Here is a 15,903-nt window from a genome sequence, read left to right on the forward strand (position 1 = left end):
CGGTTACTTTCGTTTGGACAAGCAAACGAAAGTGACTCGCGCTGCAGCGCGAAACCGCACGGTTAAAGCGGCTCGTGGGTGCTAAAAGAGCTCGTAGGCGGTCGAAATTTCGAACGGCCGGCAAGACACGATCAGAGTAAGCTACCGCGCGTAATCACTCCCCATGCGCTCCAACTTACGCAATAACGCCGGCCAGGCCAGCTTGCCGGCCGCCCCAAGCCCCTTGGCCTGTTCGGCGGTGGTGTCGAGCGCGGCCTGGGACGGCATGTGGCCGGGGCCCATGGCCAGGGTTTTGACCTGGATTTCACAGGCTTTCATCAGAAAATACATATAGATGAAGGCCTCGCCGACGTTGCGCCCCACGGTCAGCGTGCCGTGATTACGCAGCAGCAGGATGTCGTGATCGCCCAGGTCGGCGACCAAGCGCTCGCGCTCGTCCAGATCCAGCGCCACGCCTTCGTATTCGTGGAAGGCGATATGGGGCCGCACGAGCATGGCGGTCTGGGACAGTGGCAGGACACCCTCGGGATGGGCGCTGACAGCCACGCCGTCAGCAGCGTGCAGGTGCAATACGGCACCGGCTTCTTCGCGCGCCATATGGACCGCGCTATGGATGGTGAAGCCGGCGGGGTTAACGTTGTTGGTGGCGCCCGGGTCAACGATGGTGCCGTTCTCGTCGACCTTGACCAGCGACGAGGCGGTGATTTCGTCGAACAGCCAGCCGTAGGGATTGATGAGGAAATGATGCTCGGGCCCCGGCACACGGGCTGAGAGATGGGTGAACACGAGATCGTCCCACCCATAGAGCGATACCAGGCGATAGGCGGCGGCCAGATCGACACGGGCCTGCCATTCGGCGTCGGTCATGTGATCGGGTTTGGGTTGGGTTTCGGCCATGACAAGCTCCGGCGGTGCGCGTGGTTTGAAAACAACCCGGGCGCTCCGCGCCGGGCGTGGATCCACGCTAGGCGGGCTGCGCCACGGCGTCCATGCGACCAACGGCGAGTCGCATCACGGCTTGATCTGCGTTAAAACGAAACACTGTTTCGAATTAATTCATCGGAAACCTGGCGATCATGCTCGATGCTTATATCTACGACGGCCTGCGGAGTCCGTTCGGCCGTCATGGCGGCGCGCTGGCCTCGGTTCGGCCAGATGACCTGCTGGCCACGGTCATGCGCACGCTCATCGAGCGCAATTCGTTCGCCGGTGAGCGCTTCGAGGACGTGACGATCGGCTGTACCAACCAGGCTGGCGAGGATGCGCGCAACGTGGCACGTCATGCCGCACTGCTGGCGGGCCTGCCCGTTTCTGTGGCTGCACAGACCGTCAACCGGCTGTGTGGCAGCGGGCTGTCGGCGATCATCGGCAGTGCCCGCGCGATCACCGTGGGCGAGGCCGAGCTGACAATTGCCGGCGGGGTCGAGTCGATGAGCCGGGCGCCGTTCGTCATGGCCAAGGCCGAGAGCGCTTACAGCCGCTCGATGCCGATGTTCGACAGCACCATCGGCGCGCGTTTTCCCAACCCCGCGGTGCTTGCGGCATTCGGCGGCGACACGATGCCCGAGACCGGACAGAACGTGGCCAGTGCCCATGATCTGGCGCGCACGGATATCGATGCGTTTGCGGCCCAGTCGCAGGCTCGCTACGAGGCGGCGCGGCTGGCCGGTTTCTATGACGCCGAGCTATGCCCGATCACCGTGTCCGGCGGGCGTAAATCGCCGGATATCGTCGTCGACGCCGACGAGCATCCCCGGCCCGGTACCACGGCCGAGAAACTGGCCAAACTACCGCCGATCGTGGATGGCCAGGCCGTAACGGCGGGCAACGCCTCGGGCGTCAACGACGGTGCGGGCGCGGTCATTCTGGGCTCGCGGGCCGCGGGCGAAGCCGCCGGTATGGCGCCTCGCGCGCGGCTGATCGCCGGTGGCGTGATCGGCGTGCCGCCGCGGGTGATGGGCCTGGGGCCGGTCGGTGCGATCAACAAGGTACTGGATCGGGCAGGGCTCACGTTGGCCGATATGGACGTCATCGAAATCAACGAGGCCTTCGCGGCGCAGGTGCTGGGGTGTTGTCGTGAGCTTGGGCTGTCGCCCGATGATCCACGCCTGAATCCCAACGGCGGTGCCATCGCCGTGGGCCATCCGCTGGGGGCCTCGGGTGTGCGGGTCGCGCTCACCGCGCTGCGCCAGCTCGAAGCCATCAACGGGCGCTATGCCGTGGTCAGCCTGTGTATCGGCATCGGCCAGGGCGTGGCGTTACTGATCGCCCGCGACTGAATACTTTTCTCCTTAACTTGCCACGAGAGACTGCATGAAATCGTTCACCTGGTCCGACCCGCTGAGCCTGGATGCCCAGCTTGATGAAGACGAGCGCATGATCCGCGACGCGGCCCATGACTACTGCCAGAACAGCCTCAAGCCGCGAGTGCTGGAAGCCAATCGCCACGAGATCTTCCACCGCGAGATCATGACCGAGATGGGCGAACTGGGCATGCTCGGCGCCACGGTCGACGAGGCCTATGGCGGTGCCGGGCTCAATCATGTGTGTTACGGGCTGATCGCGCGTGAAGTCGAGGCGGTGGATTCGGGCTATCGTTCGGCCATGAGCGTGCAGTCGTCGTTGGTGATGTTTCCGATCGAGACGTTCGCCAGCGAGGCAGTCAAGCAGCGCTATCTGCCCAAACTGGCCACCGGCGAATCGGTGGGCTGTTTCGGCCTGACCGAGCCCGACCACGGTTCGGACCCGGGTTCGATGTCGACCAAGGCGAAAAAAGTCCACGGCGGCTATGTCCTGAACGGTGCCAAGACCTGGATCACCAATTCCCCGATCGCTGACGTGGCGGTCGTCTGGGCCAATCTTGACGGCAAGATCGCCGGTTTCGTCGTCGAGCGCGATTTTGGCGGCATGACCACCCCCAAGCTCGAGGGCAAGTTCTCGTTGCGGGCCTCGATCACCGGCCAGATTCTGCTTGATGACTGCTTCGTGCCGGAAGAAAACCGGCTTGACGTTACCGGCCTCAAGGGCCCGTTCTCGTGCTTGAACAAGGCGCGCTACGGCATCGCCTGGGGCAGCATGGGGGCGGCCGAGTTCTGTTGGCACGCCGCGCGTGACTACACGCTCGATCGTAAGCAGTTCGGCCGGCCGCTGGCGGCCACCCAGCTCATCCAGAAGAAACTGGCCGACATGAGCACCGAAATCACTTTGGGCCTGCAGGGCGCGCTACGCCTGGGCCGGCTGATGGATCAGGGCGAATGGGCACCAGAAATGGTCTCGATGATGAAGCGCAACAACTGTGGCAAGGCGCTGGATATCGCCCGCATGAGCCGCGACATGCACGGCGGCAACGGTATTTCTGATGAATATCACGTGATTCGCCACGTGATGAACCTGGAGGCGGTCAATACCTACGAGGGCACACATGATGTCCACGCCCTGATTCTGGGGCGGGCTCAGACGGGTATTCAGGCCTTCGGATAACAAGCGCCGGCGGGCCGGCGCTGATGGCGATCGGCCCGTGCCCGCTACTCGCCGTCGTCGTAACTCTGGCTGCTGGCGCCGCCGCTGCGATTGTAGTTACGTACGTCCTGGCTCAGTTTCTGTGTGGCGCGTTGTTGTTCAAGTGTGCGTTGACGTTCGACCGTTGCGGGTTGTCGACCATCGATTGCCGAACTGCTGTCGTCGGGCTCGCTAGTGCGGTTGTAGGCATCCACATCACGGGCCAGATTCCGGGCTGCCGGATCAGCCGAGTGGTCGTTGGCCGGCGTACGGTTGGCGTTATTCAACGCCGGTGCGCTTGTCTTGCTTTGTGCGTTGTATTGATCGATTTGAGTGCCTATCGTGTTCTGATCCTTAATCTCCGAGGGTGTGCCATCGATCGTGGCTTTTGCAGCAGGCTCTGAGTGAGAGGCGCATGCGCTCAGACCACCAAGAATAGAAAGCAATAAACAATAGGTTAACCGTCTGTTGTTATTCATATTTTCCCCTTTAAAAGATTTAATTGTTTTATACAAGGTAAATATGATATCCGCTTTTCTTGTCGGGCGCTGTTATACGATTGGCCGACACCGAGACACAAAAAAGCCGGGGTGTGTCCACCCCGGCTTCTATCGACTGGCTATTTGTTGCCGACGTTACTGAATCATGGCGCTTGATTGGCCGATCCCGTCCAGCGAGCCGCCGGTCTGGTTGAAGCGCGTGATTTCGCGTCCCAGTGCCAGGGCCTGACGGTTGGGGCCGTTGCTGTAATTGGTTGTATCGCTCACCGGGCGGAGTTCGCCGTTATACGCGCGGATATCGAAAGCCAGGCGTCGAGCCGCCGGCGTGACTGGCGTATTGGTCACCGCAGTCGCGTCAATGGCGCTCGGCGCGACTGCGCCGGTGTTGGGCCGCGTGTTGTAGGCATCGATTGCGTTGGCCAGGCGCGCGGTACTCGCACTTTGGCTGGCCGCCGCCACGCTCGGCGAGGCGGGCGCTGTCGTTTTTGTCTGCATCGCCTCGAGCGTCTCCTGCTGGGCGAACGCTGTAACGCTGGTCAGCAGCAGGGTGGTCGTCAAAAGAGCGTATGTCTTAAAAGCCATGTCCAAACCTCCAATGAAGCCGGTGTCGATACATCAGGCTTCTGAATCTGGAGCGAACTATACGACTTTAGATGTATTGACACAAAGCGGCTGATTTATATTTCTATTAAGCCTATGTGTTGTTGCGGCGGGCATTTCGTGGTTCGGCATCGAAAAACAAAACCATTCAAAGGGTTATGTATTTCGGTGTGACACAACGCCACGGGCCGCGGTCGATTCGCGCGGATGCAGCTCGCGCAAAATGACATTGAAATACTGTTTTAGATGCGCCGTATTGGCTCGATAGTCTTACGCTTTAGTCGAAGTTGGCAACGACTCGCGAGCGCGTCGGCGCCGATATCTCAGCGCGAATAGTGTGGCGTACGAGCGTATCGGCGGCCAGTCGGGCTACACCTTTTGGCTTATATATTTTGAATGTCTTGGCGGCGAGCGTTCTGTTGGAGTGCGATAAGAGACTGTTTTTTATAAATTTTTAAAGATTGGCCGATGGTCGGCCGGTTTTGGCCGGTCTGCGTTGGGAGCATCCCTGTTTGCGCCGGCCGAGCGCGGCGCGCATACCCATGCAAAGACGTTGGGTTTGCCCGGCATCGTTTCGGGGTCGACAAGGCGTTTCCTATTCGCAAACGTTCAGCGGGAGAGCACCATGAACAAGTCCGGTATTGCCATCGCCACGGTCGGCGCGATCCAGCTCGTCTTGAGCAGCCTGCTGCTGTTTTTCTTCGCCCAGACCAGCGGCACGAATTTTTCGACCTACTGGTCGGCCAGCGGCTGGACGATCTGGTACCCACAATACGTGGCCGGCGCCACGCTCATCGTCGTGGGCCTGGTCATTCTGTTCGTGACGCCTGGCGAGCCAGGCAAGTCTCGGACCGCGCGTTAGGACATTATTTACGGGAGAACGCCCCGATGTCTCACCCGCCGTCGGGTGAGGGGGCGTTGTCGATCGGCCAGTCGAGGTTGGTCGGCGTGGATTCGGTGTCGCTCGGCTTGCCGCGCTTGTCGAAACGCGCGCCGCCGGCGGCTTCCATCGATACACTCATGCGCGGTGCACCGATATTGATGTACTCGGCCTCCATTCGGCGCTTGAGCGCCAGGTTGAAGGCACGTGAGACATCCCACTGATACTCGGGCGCGGTCCGCAGGCGCATGCGCAGAATCGGTGAGCCGTTGTCGAACTCGTGTATGCCCTGCATTTCCAGGTGTGAGCGGATCAGGCCGCGCATGAACGGGTCTCGGTGCAGGTCAGCGGCGGTCTTGCGCATCAGCTCGATCGCGTCATCGATACGCAGGTCATGCGGGATACGAATCTTCATGAGCGCGATCCCGAACTGTCGCGACATGTTGTGGATGGCATCGATATGCGAAAACGTCGTGATATGCACGACGCCGTCCAGGTCGCGCAGGCGCACCGTGCGCAGGTTCAGGCCTTCAACGGTGCCCATATAGCCGTTCATTTCGACGAAATCACCCACCGCCAGCGAATCCTCGATGAGGATGAAGATACCGGTGATCAGATCGGCGACCAACGACTGGGCGCCAAAGCCCAGCGCAATCCCGATCACGCCGGCGCCGGCCAGCAGCGGGGTGACGTTGACGCCGAGATTGGCCAAGCCGGCGATACTGGCGATGATCAGAATCGTGAACAGCGCGATATTGCGGATCATCGGTGTGATGGTCTGTGCGCGATTGCTGTTGCGTCGGCGTCCGCGGGCATCCTTGCCGTGCAGCGCGCGATGAATGGCGCCGTCCACGGCGATCCACACGAGCCAGGCGATGAGTACGGTCAGGCCGATACGAATCAGGGCATGGCCGATTTGAGAGCTGGTCGCCCCGGGCTCGCCAATGCCAAACAGCGAAAACCCCCAGACCCGCAGCGAGAGATCAGCGAACATCACCCAGACCGCGCAATGCGCGAGTGTGAAACCCAGATGACGCAGCCGGTTGGCGAAATGGCTTTTGAGCGTGCGGCGTGCTGCCCGCTCGTGTTGACGTCGAATGACGCCGGCGACCACCAGGGCAAGCACGAGAAAGACGGTACAGACCATGGCGCGGGCAAAGGCGGCATCGGTTTCGCCGCCGGTCACGAAGATCGCCACCAGCGAGGCGATGACCAGCAGCAGCGCCGGTACGTGCCACAGCCGGGCCGCAAACGTCACCAGATCGCGAAAATTGTTGTTCAGCCGGTTTTTCAGGCGTCGGTTACTGATCAGATGCGCGACCGGCCGGCGGATACGGATGACCAGAATGCCGCTCAACACGGCGGCCACGATATTGGCGGACACCGACAGCCAGTCCGACAGGCTGTATCCCAGTAGGCCGATCATGCGGTTGCTGTTGACGGCATCGCCGAATGCAACCAGCGCGCCAATGAAAAACAGCGGCACCAGCGCCTTGTCATGAAGAATCGATACCGCCACCCGGCGATGCCCGCGCGTGAACAGGGCGATCACGACATCGAAGACGGTCGAGAGCAGGCGACCACACAGCGCGACATAAGCCAGAACCAGCAACGTCGCGCGTGCCGGTGTCGCCGTTTGCAGCAGGCGCACGCTGGCCAGTAGCAGTCCGAACGTGAAAAGCCAGGGAAAGACACGGCGCATGAAATGCGCGAGCAGCATCCATGGTCGCGGCTCCGGCGGCAGCACAAGCGGCCAGCCGCGATAAACGAACAGCCGTCGCGCCGCGGCCATCAGCCCGGCCAGCAGCGTGGCCCATATCATAAGACCGATACCGATCTCGCCGAGGTTGCGGGCCAGGGCGCGTCGTTCGGTCTGGGCGATCAGCTCGTTGGCGCCGGCGGCGGCATTACTGGCGTGTGCTTCCCACACGGCTATCGGTGAGTCGTTGCTGGTCGACTGCGACGACAGATCTGAAAACGAATCGGCCAGAGCGCCGAGCAGGCCGCCGCTGGTGGTGACCGAGGTCTTGTTCTGGTCGGCTTCGGCCTCGGTGGTTTGCTTGAGCTGTTTGAGCTGCGTCAGGAGCGCGCGCCGCTCGTCCTTGTCTTCCAGTGTCTGGATCACCTCATCCAGCGATGCCGAGAGCTGTTCGCTATCGGCCCGCTTGTTTTCCGAGCCTTGCCCGGCCAGCGACTCGACGCTGGCAATACCCTGTGCCGATACGCCGGTGCTGAACGTGGTGATCGCGGCGAACACGACAAGGAACAGGCCGGCAACTAATGGGCGAGGCGCCAATCGAAGCATCATCGAACCGAGGTTGGAAGGAAAAAGCAGGCACGCGCGGCATCTGCCGATAGACGAAGTATCGAGCCCCGATCGTGTGCGAACAAGTCGACGGCGCGCTCGATTGTGTTTTCACCATGCACAGATTTGATGAATTGTGCGCAATCGGCCGCGGCGTTTTGTCGCAGTTACCATAGCGATATCGACGGTCGCTCAGGCCTCGGCACGAGCACAATGCCGATGATTGCTTGGTCCAGGCGTGTCCGGTCGTTAGTCAGCGCTCTCATGGCCTCGCCTCAAGATTGACCGCGACTTAACCGCCCATGTATTTTGCTCAACGTGAAACACGATTCGCGCAAGTGGTTCGTGCATTTCTACCGGGTCGGCGGCGGGTGCCGACCCCGCCGTTTTCACGAGCTTCGATAGCGCAGCCATCGCGATTCGCCGGTGGCCTCGATCGGCTCCAAGGCTTGAGACGCAATGCTTAGAAACAGTCTTCGCTTGTTCGCGGGCGCGATGATGATCGGCCTTACGTTGCTGGTCAGCGGTTGCGACTTCAGCTACATGTCCACGATGGACCCGGTCGGGCCGATCGGTGAGACAGAGCGCGATATCACGCTGCTCACGATCCTGCTCATGGCGTTCGTGTTCATCCCGATTCTGGGCATGACCATTGCCATCGCCTGGCGCTATCGCTCGACCAGCACCAGCTCCAAGTACACGCCGGACTGGGATCACTCCTGGCTGGTGGAATTGTTTGCCTGGGGCGGGCCGATCATCATTCTCATCATCCTGGCGGTGATGACATGGATATCGACCCACGATCTGGATCCCTACAAGGCGATCGAGTCGGATGCCAAGCCGATCCGTATCGATGCCGTGGCAACCGACTGGAAATGGCTGTTCATCTATCCAGAGGAAGGTGTGGCCTCGGTCAACGAGTTCGCCTTCCCCAAGAATGTGCCTCTGGAAATCCATCTGACGTCCAACTCGGTCATGAACGCATTCATGATCCAGCGCATGGGCACGCAGATCTTCGCCATGTCCGGCATGCAGACCAAACTGCATCTAATGTCGCGCGAAACGGGTAATTTCGATGGCGGCAACTATCAGTACACCGGCGACGGTTTCTCCAAGATGCGTTTCCTGGCCCGGGCGATGACCGAAGACAATTATCAGCAATGGCTGGATCAGGTCCGCAGTCAGGGCAGTGCGATCGATCTGGCCAAATTCCAGAAATTCGCCCAGCCCAGCGTAGCCGACGGCGTGACCTATTTCGCCCCGGTGCAGGACGGTTTGTTTGACAAGATCATCAACCAGTTCCGCGAGCCCGGCGCGCTGCCCGAGCAACAGATGGCCCCCGGCCACGGCGCGGGCGGCCATCAGGCTGCAACCGCCCATGAATGAGTTCGCCGCAAGCGATTTTCCGGTTCCCAGTGAGATGAAATCATCATGAACCTACTCGGCAAGCTGTCACTCGACGCGATACCCGACGAACCGATCATTCTCGCCGCCGACATCATGATGGTGTTGGTGGCCGTTGGTCTGGTCGCGGCGGTCACGTACTACGGCAAGTGGAAGTATCTGTATGACGAGTGGTTGACCACGGTCGACCACAAGAAGATCGGCGTGATGTATATCATCGTTGCCATGATCTTCCTGCTGCGCGGTTTCATCGACGCCTTGATGATGCGCGCCCAGCAGGCGTTTGCCAGCGGTGGCTCAGAGGGCTACCTGCCGGCGCATCACTTTGCCGAGCTGTTCACCGGCCACGGCACCATGATGATCTTCTTCATGGGCATGCCGTTTCTGATCGGGCTGATGAATATCGCCGTGCCGACACAGATCGGTGCCCGCGACGTGGCCTATCCGTATCTGAATGCGGTCAGCCTGTGGTTGACGGTATCGGCCGGCATGCTGGTCATGGCCTCGCTCGCGGTTGGCCATTTCTCCGACGCCGGCTGGACCGGTTATGCCCCGTACTCGGGCATCAAGTCCAACCCGGGCGTCGGCGTGGACTACTGGATCTGGGCGCTGCAGATTTCGGGTATCGGCACCACCATCACCGGTATCAACTTCTTCGTGACGATCATGAAGGAGCGCGCGCCGGGCATGAACCTGATGCGTATGCCGATGTTCACCTGGACATCGCTGTGCACGAACATCCTGATGGTACTGGCGTTTCCGGCGCTGACGGTCGTGCTGGCCCTGCTGACGCTTGATCGCTACGTCGGTACGCACTTCTTCACGTCGGACGGCGGCGGCAACCAGATGATGTTTGTGAACATGTTCTGGGTCTGGGGCCATCCCGAGGTGTATATTCTGATCCTGCCGGCGTTCGGTGTGTTCTCGGAGGTGACCGCCACGTTCTCCAACAAGCGTCTGTTCGGCTATGCCTCGCTGGTCTACGCGACCATGGTGATCGCGTTGTTGTCGTTCACCGTGTGGGTGCATCACTTCTTCACGATGGGCCAGGACGCCACGCGTAACTCGATCTTCGCCATCGCGACGATGATCATCGGCGTGCCCACGGGCGTGAAGATTTACGACTGGCTGTTCACGATGTTCCGTGGACGTATCCGTTTCAACCTGCCGATTCTGTGGACGCTGAGTTTCATCATCACGTTCACCATCGGTGGCATGACCGGCGTGATGCTTGCCATTCCAGGCATCGACTTCAAGATGCACAACGGCCTGTTCCTGGTCGCGCATTTCCATAACGTGCTGATTCCGGGCATGTTGTTTGGTCTGTTTGCGGGCTATCACTATTGGTTCCCGAAAGCCTTCGGTTTCTGCCTGGATGAAGTCTGGGGCCGACGTGCATTCTGGGGCTGGACCATCGGCTTCTATCTCGCCTTCATGCCGTTGTATATCCTGGGTTTGATGGGCATGCCGCGTCGTATGGTGACCTACGATGATCCGGCCTGGCAGCCGTTCTTGATTGTGGCCGCTATCGGCGCGTTGTTCGTGGCCTTTGGTGTGTTGTCGATGATCATCCAGCTGATCGTCTCGATCCGGGATCGCGAGCAGCTCAAGGATGTTTCGGGCGATCCGTGGAATGGCCGTACGCTCGACTGGGCGACGTCATCGCCGCCGGCCGAGTACAACTTCGCGGTCATCCCGGAAGTCAAGGATCGCGACGCCTGGACCGACATGAAGGCACGCGGCGTGGCCTATGCCCGTCCTGACAAGTACGACGATATCCATATGCCGAAGAACACGGCAGCTGGCTTCATCCTCGGCGCCCTGTCGTTCGTGTTCGGCTTCGCTCTGATCTGGCATATCTGGTGGCTGGTGGCCGCCAGTGGTGCGGCCATGATCGCGACGGTCATCATCCGTGGCTGTGACGACGACACCTGGTTCGTCATTCCGGCCGATGAAGTCAAGCGACGCGAAGACAAGCGTTTCGAAGCGCTCGAAAAAGCCGGCGTGGTCTAACGACCCGCCGGCCCGAGCCGCCCTTTTCGTCCTGCCTAGTCAACTGGAAAGCTAATATGAGTCACGGCGCCAACACCGTTCATGGCGCATCGAGGCCCGATACCATCGTCAACTTCGGGTTCTGGGTGTACCTGATGAGCGATGTGATCCTCTTCTCGATGTTGTTCACGATGTTCGTAGTGGTATCGGACAACACCTTCGGCGGTCCCGACGGGGCCGAGCTGTTCAAGCTCCGTGATGTCTTTTTCGAGACGATGGCGCTGTTGTTCTCCAGTATCACCTTCGGCTTTGCGATGCTGTCGATGCATGCCAAGCACAAGGGTGGGGTGCTGCTCTGGCTGCTGGTGACCTTCATCTTCGGCGTGCTGTTTGTCACGCTCGAACTGCATGAGTTCTACGAGCTCATTCACGAAGGCGCGACCCCGCAGACCAGTGCGTTCCTGTCGGCGTTCTTCACGCTGGTGGGCACGCACGGTACCCACGTGACCTTCGGCCTGATCTGGATTTTGGTGATGGTCGGTCAGGTCGCGTTCAAGGGCGTGACGCCGCCGGTGGCCTCGCGGTTGTTCCGCCTGGCGCTGTTCTGGCACTTTCTGGACATCGTGTGGATCGCGGTGTTCTCTACGGTCTATCTTTCGGGAGTCATGGGATGAGTCATTCTCCGGCCCACGAAGAACATCACGAAGACACCCGTCTTGGCGGTCTGAACGTCAAGACCTATATCACGGGCTTCGTTCTGTCGTTGATTCTTACCGTTATTCCGTTCGGGGCCGTTGGCTTTGAATGGTTCAGCATGGGCACCACGCTGATCGTGGTGGCTGTGGCTGCGGTGGTGCAGATTCTGGTGCAGATGTTCTTCTTCCTGCATCTGGACTTCTCGGCCGAAAACGCCTGGAACACCGGTTCGGCGCTGTTCAGCCTGCTCATTCTGGCGGTGCTGGTCGGCGGTACGCTCTGGCTCATGTATAGCCTGGAAATGCGTACGATGGCGGGCATGTAAGCCGACGCCGAACGAAGAAAAAGCCGGGTCGTCGAAAGGCGATCCGGCTTTTTTGCGTCTGGCGTTTGGGCTTTGTTGTTTTGTTTATCTGCAGATTGCGCAGATGACGCAGATTGGCTCACGGGTGCGGTAGCTCACCGAGTCATCGCGGCTCACCAGTCGACTTATCTACCGATCGCGAACGCCTGAAACCCGCGGATAACCGCCCGTATTCATTCGCTTTTATTGGCGTTCATTCGCGGACGTTGTCGAAAGAAGCGTTCTCTTGGCACAGATCGCGATCAAGGTCCTTCCTTCTAGTTCGCGACGTCTGCGTTTGTTGGCGTCCATCTGGGGATAAAAGAAGGCGCCCAAGCGCTAAAACGCAGCCCGCAACGCCGGGTAAAGCCGCGTGAAGGTCTCGTAGCGCGGCCGATATACGGCGACAAGATCTGCATCGGGCTGTTCGAACTGGGTGGGCAGTTCGACCATCGCGGCGACGGCGCTGTGGACGTCGTCGTAGACGCCGGCCCCGACGGCGGCCAATAGCGTGGCGCCGTAGGCCGGGCCTTCCTGATCATCCTGTACGGCCACGGGTTTGTTCAACACGGCGGCAATGATCGCGCGCCAGACCGAGCTGTGAGCGCCGCCGCCGCCGAGCATCAGGCGCTGCGGCACCACGCCCTGGGCTTCGATACGCGTGAGTGAATCGCGCAGCGAGAATGCGACACCTTCGAGAATCGCCCGGATCATGTGGCGTTTGTCGTGCGATAGCGTCAAGCCGATCCAGGCGCCGCGGGCCGTGGCATCCATATGTGGCGTGCGTTCGCCGGCCAGATAAGGCAGAAAGAACAGGTCGTCGGCGCCGGGCGCCACGGTCGCTGCTTCATCAGCCAGTAGGCCGTGTAGATTCACGCCCAGGCGCTCGGCCACGCCGGCTTCTTCCTGGGCGAACTTCTGGGCAAACCAGGCAAGGCTGCCGCCGGAGGCCAGTGACACGCCCATCAGGTGATAGGCGCCGGGTACGGCGTGACAGAAGCAGTGCAACTCGCCGCTGGCATCCGGGGTCGCGGTGTCGCTGTGGGCAAATACGACCCCGGAGGTGCCGACCGAGACCAGTGCGGTCTGCCCGTCGACGATGCCGCCACCCACGGCCGCTGCGGCATTGTCACCGGCGCCGGCAACGATCGGTGTCGCTTCAATCAGGCTGGTGGCGGCCGCGCCGTCTGCCGACACGCTGGCACAGATCGCCGGGCTTTCGTAGACGTCCGGCAGCCAGGCGCGCGGAATATCGAGAGCGCTCAGAATCTCTGCCGACCAGTCGCGCGTTGCCAGGTCGAGCAGCAGGGTGCCCGCGGCATCGGAGGCGTCGGTGGCCAACGTGTTCGACAGCCGATAACGAATATAGTCCTTGGGCAAGAGCACATGGGCCAGCCGCGCGTAGTTTTGTGGCTCGTTGTCGCGCAGCCAGACGATCTTGGGCGCCTGAAACCCGGTGAGCGCCGGATTGCCGGCGATTTCACGCAGGCGGGTCTGGCCGACGGCGGTTTCGATCTGATCGCATGCAACGCTGGTGCGCTGATCGTTCCAGAGGATGGCCGGGCGAATCACGTCGCCGGCCGTATCCAGGAACACGGCACCGTGCATCTGCCCGGTCAGGCCGATGGCGCTGATGGTGGCATCGGTTTCGTCGGCCAGCTTGCCCAGGACATTGCCCAAGACCGTGCAGGTAGCGGCCCACCAGTCTTCCGGGTGTTGTTCAGTCCAGCCGGGCTGTGGCGTCAGCAACGCATAATCAGCCGAGGCCCGGGCCAGCACGCGGCCGTGCTCGTCCACCGCGACGGCCTTGGCCGAGCTGGTGCCGATATCCAGGCCGATAAAGCACTTGCGCGTGGGGCTGCCCATTTGTGAATCTCCTCGTGCCAGAATGATGACAAGCCGTCACGATCCATGGCCTTTGTTTTTTGGGTCAATCGTGGGACCGAAACCATACACCAGCCGTAACCGGCCCGCGGCGGCCGATTCGCTGTCAGCTCAAAGGAAAGCATATGAAGTTCTTTGTCGATACCGCCAATGTGGATGAGATCCGCGAACTTGCCGATGCAGGCCTGCTCGACGGCGTGACCACCAACCCGAGCCTGATCAACAAGGCCGGGCGCGATTTCATCGAGACCATTACCGAAATCTGCAAGTTCGTGGATGGCCCGGTCAGCGCCGAAGTGGCCGCGACCGATTATGAAACGATGATGAAAGAGGGCGAGAAGCTGGCCACCATCGCCGATAACGTCTGCGTCAAGGTGCCGCTGACGCCGGCCGGTCTGAAAGTGGGCAAGAATCTGGTCGATAACGGCCAGGCCATCAACGTCACGCTGTGTTTTTCCGCGGCCCAGGCATTGCTGGCCGCCAAGATCGGTGCGACCTATATCTCGCCTTTCATCGGCCGCCTGGATGATATCGGCCAGGAAGGCATGACGCTGATCCGCGAGATCAGCGATATCTATACCGCCTATCCCGAGATCGATACCCAGGTGCTGGCCGCCTCGATCCGTGGGCCGCAGCACGTGGTGCAGGCCGCGCTGTCCGGCGCCGATGTCGTGACCGTGCCGCCCAAGGTGCTGCACCAGATGTTCAACCATCCGTTGACCGACAAGGGTCTGGAGCAGTTCGTGGCGGATTGGCAGGCCACCGGTCAATCGATCCTGTAAGCGGGCGCTCTCATGACCGATATCGTGACGTTCGGCGAAGTGCTGGCCGAGTTCATGGCGCTGGAGACCAACCAGTCGCTTGGCGCGCCCGGCCACTTCGCCGGCCCGTTTCCCGGCGGCGCGCCGGCGATCTTCATCGATCAGGCCGCCAAGCTGGGTAGTGGCGCGGCCATGGTCAGCTGTGTGGGTGATGATGCCTTCGGGCGCATGCTCGTTGAGCGCCTGGCGGCTGACGGTGTGGATGTCTCGGCGATCGCCACGCGGCCTGATGCCACCACGGCCAGCGCGTTCGTGACCTACCATGACGACGGCCAACGGGATTTCATCTTCAATATCGCCAATGGCGCCTGTGCCGAGATCGCACCGCGTCAGTTCGACGGCGTGCTTGCCGGCTGCAAGCTGTTTCATATCGCCGGCACCTCTCTGTTTTCCGGACACATGATCGATCTGGCCCGTCAGGCGGCCGACCGCGTGAAAGCCGCCGGCGGGCGTGTATCGTTCGACCCGAACGTGCGCAAGGAAACACTGGCTCGTTCGGGGGCGCGGCAGGCGCTGACGGATCTGCTCTCGCGTACCGATATCCTCTTGCCCAGCGACAGCGAGCTGAACCTGCTGGTCGATATCGACGACGACGAGCAGGCCGTCGAGCGTGCGCTGGCGCTGGGCGTTAGCGAAATCGCATGGAAGAACGGCAGTCACGGCTGTCGGTATTACGACGGCGCCACGGTCACCCATCACGAGAGCTTTGCCGTGAGCGAGGTGGATCCGACCGGCGCCGGGGATTCCTTCGGCGCGACGTTCTGCACACTGCGCACGCAGGGCATGGCCGCCGCCGATGCCCTGGTCTATGCCAATGCCGCCGGCGCCACCGCGGTGTCTCGACGCGGGGCGATGGAGGGAACCTCCACACGGGCTGAACTCGATGCGTTCATCGATAGCCACGGCTGAGCGTGGCACCGGGCCACTCGAACCGTCGTCCTTGGATAGGGCGGCGGTTTTTTTATGCCCGCGGCCTGCGA

The 15,903-nt window shown here is 61.1% G+C and carries 14 protein-coding genes; 9 read left to right on the plus strand and 5 right to left on the minus strand.

Features of this window, described 5'->3' with window-relative positions:
* Positions 1–141: 141 nt before the first annotated feature.
* Positions 142–897 (minus strand): class II aldolase/adducin family protein, encoded by a 756-nt coding sequence (locus SAJA_RS03230; protein ID WP_123657221.1) that lies wholly within the window; start codon positions 895–897, stop codon positions 142–144.
* Between the two features lie 179 nt (positions 898–1,076).
* On the opposite strand from SAJA_RS03230, the gene SAJA_RS03235 reads away from it, so the two are divergent.
* Together SAJA_RS03235 and SAJA_RS03240 are read left to right on the plus strand one after the other, a co-directional pair.
* Entirely contained in the window at positions 1,077–2,279 is a 1,203-nt protein-coding gene (locus SAJA_RS03235) for a 3-oxoadipyl-CoA thiolase (RefSeq protein ID WP_123657222.1), read from the plus strand.
* Positions 2,280–2,313: 34 nt separating this feature from the next.
* The gene (locus SAJA_RS03240; protein WP_123657223.1) at positions 2,314–3,480 is read left to right on the plus strand and encodes an acyl-CoA dehydrogenase; all 1,167 of its coding nucleotides are present in this window, start codon (positions 2,314–2,316) and stop codon (positions 3,478–3,480) included.
* A gap of 44 nt (positions 3,481–3,524) precedes the next feature.
* Here the strand turns inward: SAJA_RS03240 and SAJA_RS03245 are convergent, their stop codons facing one another.
* The gene (locus tag SAJA_RS03245; RefSeq protein ID WP_123657224.1) at positions 3,525–3,977 is read right to left on the minus strand and encodes a hypothetical protein; all 453 of its coding nucleotides are present in this window, start codon (positions 3,975–3,977) and stop codon (positions 3,525–3,527) included.
* A 156-nt stretch (positions 3,978–4,133) separates the two neighbouring features.
* Positions 4,134–4,580, minus strand: coding sequence for a hypothetical protein (locus SAJA_RS03250; RefSeq protein ID WP_123657225.1), 447 nt, complete (start codon positions 4,578–4,580; stop codon positions 4,134–4,136).
* A gap of 643 nt (positions 4,581–5,223) precedes the next feature.
* Here SAJA_RS03250 and SAJA_RS03255 point away from each other — a divergent pair.
* Positions 5,224–5,460, plus strand: a complete 237-nt coding sequence (locus SAJA_RS03255) for a hypothetical protein (RefSeq protein WP_123657226.1) — start codon at positions 5,224–5,226, stop codon at positions 5,458–5,460.
* Between the two features lie 31 nt (positions 5,461–5,491).
* Here the strand turns inward: SAJA_RS03255 and SAJA_RS03260 are convergent, their stop codons facing one another.
* The gene (locus SAJA_RS03260; protein ID WP_184999723.1) at positions 5,492–7,783 is read right to left on the minus strand and encodes a mechanosensitive ion channel family protein; all 2,292 of its coding nucleotides are present in this window, start codon (positions 7,781–7,783) and stop codon (positions 5,492–5,494) included.
* 498 nt (positions 7,784–8,281) lie between these two features.
* On the opposite strand from SAJA_RS03260, the gene cyoA reads away from it, so the two are divergent.
* From cyoA to cyoD, 4 genes are read left to right on the plus strand one after another with little or no spacing between them, the layout of a single operon-like run.
* Positions 8,282–9,169: a ubiquinol oxidase subunit II gene (gene cyoA, locus SAJA_RS03265; protein WP_221180104.1), complete on the plus strand. Its 888-nt coding sequence runs from the start codon at positions 8,282–8,284 to the stop codon at positions 9,167–9,169.
* A gap of 45 nt (positions 9,170–9,214) precedes the next feature.
* The gene (cyoB, locus tag SAJA_RS03270; RefSeq protein ID WP_123657229.1) at positions 9,215–11,200 is read left to right on the plus strand and encodes a cytochrome o ubiquinol oxidase subunit I; all 1,986 of its coding nucleotides are present in this window, start codon (positions 9,215–9,217) and stop codon (positions 11,198–11,200) included.
* A 56-nt stretch (positions 11,201–11,256) separates the two neighbouring features.
* Positions 11,257–11,853: a cytochrome o ubiquinol oxidase subunit III gene (gene cyoC / locus SAJA_RS03275; protein WP_123657230.1), complete on the plus strand. Its 597-nt coding sequence runs from the start codon at positions 11,257–11,259 to the stop codon at positions 11,851–11,853.
* Positions 11,850–12,200, plus strand: a complete 351-nt coding sequence (gene cyoD, locus SAJA_RS03280) for a cytochrome o ubiquinol oxidase subunit IV (RefSeq protein ID WP_123657231.1) — start codon at positions 11,850–11,852, stop codon at positions 12,198–12,200. The genes cyoC and cyoD overlap by 4 nt, the downstream gene beginning before the upstream one ends.
* 357 nt (positions 12,201–12,557) lie before the next feature.
* Here cyoD and xylB read toward each other — a convergent pair whose 3' ends face one another.
* Complete coding sequence (gene xylB / locus SAJA_RS03285; RefSeq protein WP_123657232.1) at positions 12,558–14,084, minus strand: xylulokinase; 1,527 nt, start codon at positions 14,082–14,084, stop codon at positions 12,558–12,560.
* Between the two features lie 143 nt (positions 14,085–14,227).
* Here xylB and fsa point away from each other — a divergent pair, with 143 nt between their 5' ends.
* Together fsa and SAJA_RS03295 are read left to right on the plus strand one after the other, a co-directional pair.
* Entirely contained in the window at positions 14,228–14,884 is a 657-nt protein-coding gene (gene fsa / locus SAJA_RS03290; RefSeq protein WP_123657233.1) for a fructose-6-phosphate aldolase, read from the plus strand.
* Between the two features lie 12 nt (positions 14,885–14,896).
* On the plus strand, positions 14,897–15,832 hold the full coding sequence (locus SAJA_RS03295; RefSeq protein WP_123657234.1) for a sugar kinase: 936 nt from the start codon (positions 14,897–14,899) through the stop codon (positions 15,830–15,832).
* Positions 15,833–15,903: the final 71 nt, after the last annotated feature.

Origin of the sequence: Salinisphaera japonica YTM-1 (assembly GCF_003788585.1) — a bacterium.
Taxonomy (GTDB): Bacteria; Pseudomonadota; Gammaproteobacteria; order Nevskiales; family Salinisphaeraceae; genus Salinisphaera; species Salinisphaera japonica.